Source organism: Nocardia sp. NPDC004722 (assembly GCF_053601505.1).
Genome location: NZ_JBSGBY010000344.1, coordinates 1 through 9,028, shown reverse-complemented (window position 1 = coordinate 9,028; position 9,028 = coordinate 1). Strand labels below are relative to the sequence as shown.

Genomic DNA, 9,028 nt, shown 5'->3' with positions numbered 1-9,028 from the left:
GCGGTCCAGGTGGGCGGGTTCGAGCAGGGGCAGGACTCGCGCGATAGGGCGTGCCACTCCGGTATCAACGGGGCGTGCCACGCCAACGACGGCGGGAGCGTCGGGCTCGGAAGGGTTTTCCGTGCCCGACGCTCCCGTCGGAAAAAGTGGGGTGCCGGTCAATTACAGCCCGGCGGCCGCGCGCAGCTTCTCCGCGCGGTCGGTGCGCTCCCACGGCAGATCGACATCCGTGCGGCCGAAGTGGCCATAGGCGGCGGTCGGCGCGTAGATCGGGCGCAGCAGGTCCAGGTCGCGGATGATCGCGCCGGGACGCAGGTCGAAGACCTCACCGATGGCGTCGGAGATCTTGATCGGGTCGATCAGCTCGGTGCCGAAGGTCTCCACGAACAGACCGACGGGAGCGGCCTTGCCGATGGCGTAGGCGACCTGAACCTCGACGCGCTCGGCCAGACCGGCGGCGACGACGTTCTTGGCGACCCAGCGCATGGCGTAGGCGGCCGAGCGGTCGACCTTCGACGGGTCCTTGCCGGAGAACGCGCCGCCACCGTGACGGGCCATGCCGCCGTAGGTGTCGACGATGATCTTGCGGCCGGTCAGGCCCGCGTCACCCATCGGGCCACCGAGCACGAACTTGCCGGTCGGGTTCACCAGCAGGCGGACGTTCGAGGTGTCCAAGGGATTCGGCAGCTGCAGCTCGGCGAGCACCGAGTCGACGACCTTCTCGCGGATGTCCGGGGTGAGCAGGTTGTCGAGGTCGATATCGGCCGCATGCTGGGTCGAGATGACCACGGTGTCGAGGCGCTTGGGGATCGAACCGTCGTATTCGATCGTGACCTGGGTCTTGCCGTCGGGACGCAGGTACGGCAGCACACCGGACTTACGGACCTCGGTGAGGCGCCGAGACAGCTTGTGCGCCAGCGAGATCGGCAGCGGCATCAGCTCGGGGGTCTCGATGGTGGCGTAACCGAACATCAGGCCCTGGTCGCCCGCGCCCTGACGCGCGATGTCATCGTCCTCGCCGCCGACGCGGGCCTCGTGCGAGGTGTCCACGCCCTGAGCGATATCCGGCGACTGCGCGCCGATGGCGACGTTCACGCCACAGGAGGCGCCGTCGAAACCCTTTGCCGAGGAGTCGTATCCGATCTCCAGGACCTTCTCGCGAACGATGGTCGGGATATCGGCGTAGGCGGTGGTGGTGACCTCACCCGCGACATGCACCTGACCGGTGGTCACCAGGGTCTCCACCGCGACCCGGCTGCGCGGATCGGCCGCGAGCAACGCGTCGAGGATGGAATCGCTGATGGCATCACAGATCTTGTCGGGGTGACCTTCGGTCACCGACTCACTGGTGAATAGGCGGCTGCCAGACGTGCGCACAGTTGTTCCCTCTCCCTCAACGGGTTTCTCGTAACGGGGTGCGACAGTAGCGTCTCCGCGCCATCGCACAACCCTTTGTCTCAGGTTATTCCAATATGTTCGTCACAGGTGGCGGCCTGCCACCCTGACGAACACATTGTGACTCAGACAGTTGCCGACCCGCGTCTGCCTATCAGACGCGGGCGTCAACCGCCTGAACCCTGCGGTGCCGAGGCTTCAGCGGAGCAAGGGGCCGAGTGCGTCGAGCACCCGGCTGGCCAGCAATGCCTTGGACCCGTGGTCCAAGGCGATCTCGGTGCCGTCGGCACCGAGCAACCAGCCGTCGTTGGTATCGACCTCGAAGGCCTTACCCTCCCCGACGGCGTTCACGACCAGCAGGTCGCAGCCTTTGCGGGCGAGCTTGGCCCGGGCGTGGGTGAGCACGTCCGCGTGCTCGTCCCCGGTCTCGGCGGCGAAGCCGACGATCGCGGTGCCCGGTAGGTGCCCGTCACGACGGGCCTGAACCAACCCGGCCAGGATATCCGGTGTCTTGGCGAGTGCGATCGAATCCGGTTCTCCCGCACCCTTTTTGATCTTAGCCGCCGCCACGTTGATGGGACGGAAGTCGGCCACCGCCGCGGCCATGATGACCGCGTCCGCGCCGAGGGCGTGCTTGTCGACGGCCACCTTCAGCTGTTCGGCGGTGGTCACGTGGACCACCTCGACCGCCGCGGGAGCGTCGAGTCCGATGGTATTGCCCGCGATCAGCGTCACCTGCGCGCCACGCTGGGCGGCCAGCCGCGCGATCGCGTAGCCCTGCTTGCCGGAGCTCCGATTGCCAAGGAAGCGAACGGGATCCAGCGGTTCACGGGTGCCACCGGCGGACACGATCACCCGGCGACCCTCGAGGTCGCGCGGCAGCGCGTCGGCGCGTTCGAGCAGCAGCCGGGCCAGACCGAAGATCTCCTCCGGCTCGGGCAGCCGGCCCGGACCGGTGTCGGTGCCGGTCAGGCGACCCGAGGCGGGTTCCATCACGACCGCACCGTGCGCGCGCAGCGTGGCCACGTTCGCGCGGGTGGCGGGGTGGTCCCACATCTCGGTGTGCATGGCCGGGGCGAACAGGATCGGGCACCGCGCGGTCAACAGCGTCGCGGTGAGCAGATCGTCGGCACGACCCTGCGCGGCGCGGGCCATCAGGTCCGCGGTGGCGGGGGCGATGACGACCAGATCGGCCTCCTGGCCGAGGCGCACGTGCGGCACCTGCGGCACATCGGCGAAGACACCGGTGTGCACGGGATGGCCGGAGAGCGCTTCGAAGGTGGCCGCGCCGACGAAGTTCAGCGCCGACTCGGTGGGAATGACACGAACCTCGTGCCCGGTTTCGGTGAACCGGCGCACGAGGTTGCAGCTCTTGTAGGCGGCGATACCGCCGCCGACTCCGACGACGACTCGGGTCACCGCGGTTTTACTCGCCTTCGGAGTGCTCGAGCAGGTCGGCGTGGATCTCGCGCATGGCCACCGACAGCGGCTTCTCCTGCAGACCCGGCTCGACCAGCGGACCGACGTATTCGAGAATGCCGTCGCCGAGCTGGTTGTAGTAATCGTTGATCTGCCGGGCACGCTTGGCCGCGTAGATGACCAGCGCGTACTTGGACGAAGTCCGCTCCAGCAGTTCGTCGATCGGCGGGTTGGTGAGGCCGACCGGAGTGTCGTAGGCGGGAACGGTCTTGATGTCCGTACTCACTAGGAAGGCTCCTGCGGGGTTGTTCGGAAGGGGGCTACCGGCCCGTGCGCTGTCTGATCGATCGAGACAGAGAGGGGCCGGTCGTCGGTTTCGTCGGTTTTGCGACCTAGGATCCCGAATTTGTGCTAACGAACAACGATACCAACTGCTCACAGGCGGTGGTCACGTGGTCGTTCACGATGACGATGTCGAACTCGTCACATGCCGCCAATTCGGTGCGAGCCGTCTGCAGACGGCGTTCGATCACCTCGGGCGATTCGGTCCCGCGTGAGGTCAGGCGGGACACCAGCTCATCCCAGCTGGGTGGGGCCAGGAAGACCAGTTTGGCCTCCGGCATGGTCTTGCGGATCGAGCGCGCGCCCTCGAGGTCCACCTCGATCAGGACGTGATGCCCTGTGACGAGCGCTTCCCGCACGGGTGCGGCCGGGGTGCCCGACCGCTGCAGTCCACCGTGGATATCGGCCCATTCGAGCAGTTCGCCGCCGTCGATCATGGCGTCGAACTTCTCGCGGGTGACGAATCGGTAGTCCTGACCGTCGACCTCCCCGGGCCGCGGAGCCCGGGTGGTGGCCGACACACTGAATACCAATTCGGGCAGTCGTTCGCGCACGCAGCGCACGACGGTGGACTTACCGACGGCCGAGGGGCCGACCAGAACTACCAGTCGACCCTTCCGAGTGTGTTCGACCACCCTCGGATTATTCGGCGCTGAAGTCGAACCGGGCCAGCAGCGCCTTACGCTGCCGGTCGCCCAGTCCGCGCAGGCGGCGAGTGGGAGCGATCTCGAGCTCGCTCATGATCTCGGCCGCCTTGACCTTGCCAACCTTCGGCAGAGCCTCGAGCAGCGCCGAAACCTTCATCTTGCCGAGAACTTCGTCCTTCTCGGCATCGGCCAGGACCGTCTTCAGATCGGTACCGCCACGCTTCAAGCGCTCCTTGAGCTCCGCCCGAGCGCGGCGAGCGGCAGCCGCCTTCTCCAAAGCAGCGGCGCGCTGCTCGTCAGTCAGCTGGGGAAGGGCCACGGTTCCTCCGTCTCATCGTTCATTGCTTGATCTACCTCCGGTAACCCGGTGGTCTCAGCGACCGTACCCACGACGCTTGCCGATTGCGAACCCACCCCCCAGGTCAGCGCGTGATTCGGCGCGCGACCGGGCCGGATGGACGGCCGCGCGGGCCGTGTGCAATCGGCCGCCGGGCCCGGCTCGCGGCGGTCGCGAATATCCTTGCAGCCAGGGCTTTTTCGGGAACTTGACAGGCACCTGGACAGGCCGGACTGGCCCCCGATGAAACCGTGACCGAGCTGTAATCTCGCGACCTGGATTTTTCTTGGATTTCTCGGCGTGTCGTTCGATTCCGTACCGCGTGTCGCACCTCACGACAGGCAGTCGCTACCGCGATGAAACACACATTTACGACATGCTTCCGATGCAGGTAGGGCAGGGTGTACGACCCCGGATCACCGTCAGGACGGCCTGTTTCGGGCCCTGACGGACACGCTCGCGCGCGAAACCGGGGTCGCGCGCACAAGTTCACCGCCCGGGCCGCCAACGCCGTGGGACGAGCGATCAGGACAAGCGTTCGATCCGTTCGCGCTGGGCGAACGCGCCGGGCTCAGCCCTCGTACTGGCACAACTCGATGAGAGTGCCTTCGGGGGCGCGCAAGTGGGCCACGCGCATGCCCCAGGCGGGTTGGTCGACGGGCTCGGCGACGATGACCGCGCCGCGCTCGCGCACCACCTCGACCGCCTTGTCGACGTCGGCGACCCGCAGCACCACGACCACACCGTCGATGCCGTCGCGCGGACGATGCTCGGCGCCGATGGCCGCGTCCTGGTAGGCGCGGGTGAACAGCGCGAGATCGCGGCCGTCGAGGCTGAAGCAGGCGTAGGGGCCCGCGTCGGATTCCGGTACGTCGCCGGGGGTTTCGTCCTTGAGGGGCAGGCCCAGCACGTCGCGATAGAAGCGATAACTGGGCGTGAAATCGTCCACCAGGACGCGGGTCTGGGCGTAGGAGACGAGGCCGAGGGCGGCGTCGGACATGAGAAATCCCACCTTTCTACCGAGCGGTCCGGTTCAGCGTAGTGCTCGGCGGGCAGGCGGGTTTCGGCTGTGCGGGGGTGGAATCAGTTGCTTTCCAGCGCGATTCGCAGACCCAGACCAACCATGAAGGTGCCCATGGCGGCGTCGAGCACGCGGCGCACCCGGCGGCGGGTGAACCACTGCCGCAGCGCGCCCACCGCGAAGGCCAGGGTCACGAACCAGCATAGGTTGGCGACCGTGCACACCACGGCCAGCTCGAGGGTGCCCAGCGCGGACGGGTCGGCTGGCAGGAACTGCGGGACCAGCGCGATGAAGAACACCGCGCATTTGGGGTTCAGCAGGTTGGTCAGCAGGCCCTGTCGGAAGGCGATCAGGCCGCCGCGGCGATTGGCGGCCGCGTCGGGATCGGGCCGGTAGTCGCCGCGCCGGGCGGCCAGCAGGGCGCGAATTCCGATGTAGGCGAGGTAGATCGCGCCGAGCAGCTTCACCACCGTGTACGCCTGGGCCGAGGCGGCCAGCAGCCCGGCCACGCCGACGGCGGTGACCAGCGCCCACACGAACACGCCGACCGCGATGCCGGCCGCGCTCGCGACCCCGGCGCCGCGCCCCGAGACCACCGAATTGCGCAGCACGATCAGGAAATCCGGTCCGGGCGACATGGAACCGAGCACGATCACCCCGGCCAACGTGAAAATCTCGGTGAGCGACAGCACCCGGCCAGCCTACGCGGCGGCCGGATACTGGTCCGGGCCTTCGGATCAGGCGGCGGGCCAGAAGTCCTTCAGGCTGGGGGCGGCCTCGCGGCCCTGGCGCAGGCCCGCGTCGTGGGCGGGAGCGAGGGCGGCCATATTGAACATGTCCAGTCCGAAGATCTCGATGGCGGCGGCGTCGGGGATGAGGAAACGCGTTGCCGCGCCGCCCAGCTCACGATCCGAGGGGCTGTGCGGGAACAGGTGCGCGAGCGGTTCGACGACCAGGATCCGTTCGGCTCCGGCGGCCAGGTCGGCGTTGATGGGTGAGCGCATGCCGCCGTCGAAGTAGTGGTCACCCGCGATCGGGATGGGCGGGAACACGCCCGGCACCGAGGTGCTCGACGCCACCGCCTCGACCAGGGTGGCCTTGCCGTCGGGCGTCCACACCTGGAGTCCACCGGTAGCCGAACTGATCGCGGTGACCCGCAGATCCCGTTGCGGCCACGCGGCATTGCCGATGAGCCCGCCGATGCGCTCCACATGCACGGCCGGATCGCCGAGATCGAATTCGAGGGCCCGCTCCCCCGCCCGGCGGCGGGCCTCGTCGGGGGTCACGCCGGGCATCGCGAGCAGGCCGAAGATCTCACCGAAGCGGTCCGGATCGAACTCGATGGGCCGGGCCTCGCGATCGTCGAGGCTGGGCAGCAACAGATTCAGGTCCATGCCCGCGGTCATCGCCGCACCCACCACCGCACCGGCGGAGGTGCCGACGATCCGCTCGGCGAGATCGGGTTCGATCCCGCCGTCCCGCAGGCCCAGGACCATACCCGCCATCCAGCTCAAGCCGACCGCACCGCCTCCTCCGAGCACCAGGGCGTGACGAATTCCGTTGAGCGGCACGGCGGCAGACATATCCCTACTTTATCCGCGGCCGAAACGAAGCGGAGACGTTTCCTCCGAAACTCGGGAGGCGACACCGCAGTCCATTCAGGCCGTGGGCCACACTTCGCGCAGGCGAGTGGCGACCTCGGCGGCCTGCCGCCAGCCCGCGTCGTAGGCGAGTCGCAGCCCCGGACCGGCGAAGACACTGGGGTCGATGATCGGCTTGGCCTCGTCGTCGGGCACCACGGAAATCACTGTGGCATCGCCCAGTTCACTGTCCGACGGTGCGTGCGGGTACAGGCCCGCCAGCGGTTCGAACACGACGATCAACTCCGCGCCCGCCGCGAGACCCGCATTGATCGGCGACACCAGGCCGCCATCGATGTAGTACCGGCCGTCCACCGGAACCGGCGGGAACACACCCGGGATGGCCGTGCTGGAAGCGACGGCCTCACCGAGGGTCGCCTTGCCGTCGGGGAACCACGTGTGCAGGCCGCCGGTGGTGACGTCGGTGGCGGTAATGACGAGATCGCGCTCCGGCCAGCCGGTCGAGCCGAGCTGGCGCGACATGCGTGCGATGTGATCGGCGGGATCACCGACATCGGATTCGAGCGCGAGTTCACCGATTCGGCGGCGGGACTCGGTCAGGTCCAGTCCCTCCGACATGACCGTGGCGATGATCCGTTGCAGCCCGGAGGTGTCGACGGCCGGAGTGGCCGGAGCGGCGGTGGGCAGGGTCGCGATCAGGGCCACCAGATCGACCTCGTTGGCCAGATTGGCGGCCACGACCGAACCGGCGGAGGTACCGACGAACCGATCGGCCCGCGACAGGTCGATCCCGAGTTCCTGCAGGCCGATCGCCAGGCCGGTCATCCAGAGGATACCGACGGCACCCCCGCCACCGAATACGACCGCGTTGCGAAAACCATTGGGAGACACGGGGGAAGCCATGCCGTCACTGTAGCTCCGAAAACGCCGGAACGGGGCGGGCCCGCCGAGGACTCGGATTCAGGCCTGGCATTTGGTGAAGGCGTCCGGTAGCGCGCCGTCACCGTAGATTCCGGCGGTGCGGCTTTCGAAGCGGGGGCCCTTCGGGGTCAAGGCGATGATGTCGTCGTAGGCGCCGAGGGCGGAGAACTGGGCGTCGAACTGCTTGGTGGTGTCGACCTGGACGACGCCGACCGGAGTGAAGGCGTGGATCTTGCCGCCCTCCTTGATCATCAGCGTCTTGCCCGGGTAGTGCGCGAATACCTGGCCGGGCTGATGGGCTTTGGCGGCGAAGGCGGCGAGGTCGGTGCGGCCGTGGATGACCTGGCGGTTGCCGTCGGTGCCGGGGAAGCTGAAAACGCCGTCCTCGGTGAACAATCCGGCCCAGGCGTCGGCCTGGCCGTAGTCGAAGTAGGGGCCGTAGGCGGAGAAGAGGTTGTCGATCTGGGCGCGGGTCTCGGCGTTCGGGCCGTCGCAGGCGGGCGCGGCCGACGCCGGTGTTCCGGGGGCGAAGGTGAGACAGGCGGTGGCGAGCAGGGTGGCGGCGACGGTGTTGAGGCGCATCGGTTTTCCTTCCGGAGGGCGGGTGGCTCGATCCTTCGAGCGGCCGGAAGGGGCGACCAGCGAGGGTCCCGATGACCCGTCCACGATGTCCGATGAACGGGAATCGCCCCGGTCGCGGTGGGGCGACCGGGGCGATTCCGCAGCGCGAGGCTTATTGCAGCGCTACTGTATTCAGCTTTGCAGGAAGGCGAATTCGGCGGCGAGTTCGGCCACCTTCTCCTTCAGCGCGGAGACCGTCGGGCCCGCCTTGAGGACCTCGCGGGAGACGTTCGGCAGGACCGCGCCGAGATCACTCGCCGGGACCAGCTTGCGAATCGAGTCCGCTCCCCCGCCCTGCGCGCCGACACCGGGCATGAGGATGGGGCCGTTGAGCTTGCTCAGGTCCGGGACCTTGTCGAGGGTCGCGCCGATCACCACACCGACGGAGCCGAATTCGGCTCCGACGTTCGCGGCGGCCGCGTCGTCGACCATGCGCTGGGCGATGGTGCGGCCGTCGGGGCCGGTGATGTTCTGCAACTCCACGCCCTCCGGATTGGAGGTGGCGGCGAGCACGAACACACCGCGACCGTTGGCCTTGGCGAGGTCGACGGCCGGTGCGAGGGAGCCGAATCCGAGGTACGGCGAGATGGTGACCGCGTCGGTGCCCAAGGGCCCGTCGCCGAGCCAGGCGTGGGCGTAGGCGTCCATGGTGGAGCCGATGTCACCGCGCTTGGCGTCGGCGAGCACCAGGGTGCCCGCGGCCCGCAGCGCGGCGATTGTCTCC

At 68.2% G+C, this 9,028-nt stretch carries 11 protein-coding genes; all 11 read right to left on the bottom strand.

Features of this window, described 5'->3' with window-relative positions; genetic code table 11:
* Positions 1-162: 162 nt before the first annotated feature.
* Positions 163-1,377: a methionine adenosyltransferase gene (gene metK, locus ACWELQ_RS28525; RefSeq protein WP_452400121.1), complete on the bottom strand. Its 1,215-nt coding sequence runs from the start codon at positions 1,375-1,377 to the stop codon at positions 163-165.
* Between the two features lie 216 nt (positions 1,378-1,593).
* Positions 1,594-2,814, bottom strand: coding sequence for a bifunctional phosphopantothenoylcysteine decarboxylase/phosphopantothenate--cysteine ligase CoaBC (coaBC, locus tag ACWELQ_RS28520; RefSeq protein WP_452400120.1), 1,221 nt, complete (start codon positions 2,812-2,814; stop codon positions 1,594-1,596).
* A 7-nt stretch (positions 2,815-2,821) separates the two neighbouring features.
* Positions 2,822-3,100 (bottom strand): DNA-directed RNA polymerase subunit omega, encoded by a 279-nt coding sequence (rpoZ, locus tag ACWELQ_RS28515; RefSeq protein ID WP_033086942.1) that lies wholly within the window; start codon positions 3,098-3,100, stop codon positions 2,822-2,824.
* A gap of 106 nt (positions 3,101-3,206) precedes the next feature.
* Complete coding sequence (gmk, locus tag ACWELQ_RS28510) at positions 3,207-3,791, bottom strand: guanylate kinase (protein WP_452400119.1); 585 nt, start codon at positions 3,789-3,791, stop codon at positions 3,207-3,209.
* A 7-nt stretch (positions 3,792-3,798) separates the two neighbouring features.
* Positions 3,799-4,122: an integration host factor, actinobacterial type gene (gene mihF, locus ACWELQ_RS28505; RefSeq protein ID WP_033086940.1), complete on the bottom strand. Its 324-nt coding sequence runs from the start codon at positions 4,120-4,122 to the stop codon at positions 3,799-3,801.
* 589 nt (positions 4,123-4,711) lie between these two features.
* A complete protein-coding gene (locus tag ACWELQ_RS28500) occupies positions 4,712-5,140 on the bottom strand; it encodes a VOC family protein (RefSeq protein WP_452400118.1) in 429 nt (142 codons plus the stop codon).
* Positions 5,141-5,223: 83 nt separating this feature from the next.
* Positions 5,224-5,853 (bottom strand): LysE family translocator, encoded by a 630-nt coding sequence (locus ACWELQ_RS28495; RefSeq protein WP_452400117.1) that lies wholly within the window; start codon positions 5,851-5,853, stop codon positions 5,224-5,226.
* A 45-nt stretch (positions 5,854-5,898) separates the two neighbouring features.
* Positions 5,899-6,744, bottom strand: a complete 846-nt coding sequence (locus tag ACWELQ_RS28490) for a patatin-like phospholipase family protein (protein WP_452400116.1) — start codon at positions 6,742-6,744, stop codon at positions 5,899-5,901.
* A 75-nt stretch (positions 6,745-6,819) separates the two neighbouring features.
* Positions 6,820-7,665 (bottom strand): patatin-like phospholipase family protein, encoded by an 846-nt coding sequence (locus tag ACWELQ_RS28485; RefSeq protein WP_452400115.1) that lies wholly within the window; start codon positions 7,663-7,665, stop codon positions 6,820-6,822.
* Between the two features lie 57 nt (positions 7,666-7,722).
* Positions 7,723-8,265 (bottom strand): nuclear transport factor 2 family protein, encoded by a 543-nt coding sequence (locus tag ACWELQ_RS28480; RefSeq protein WP_452400114.1) that lies wholly within the window; start codon positions 8,263-8,265, stop codon positions 7,723-7,725.
* 171 nt (positions 8,266-8,436) lie between these two features.
* On the bottom strand, positions 8,437-9,028 hold a 592-nt coding region (gene pyrF / locus ACWELQ_RS28475), incomplete at its 5' end, for an orotidine-5'-phosphate decarboxylase (RefSeq protein ID WP_452400113.1).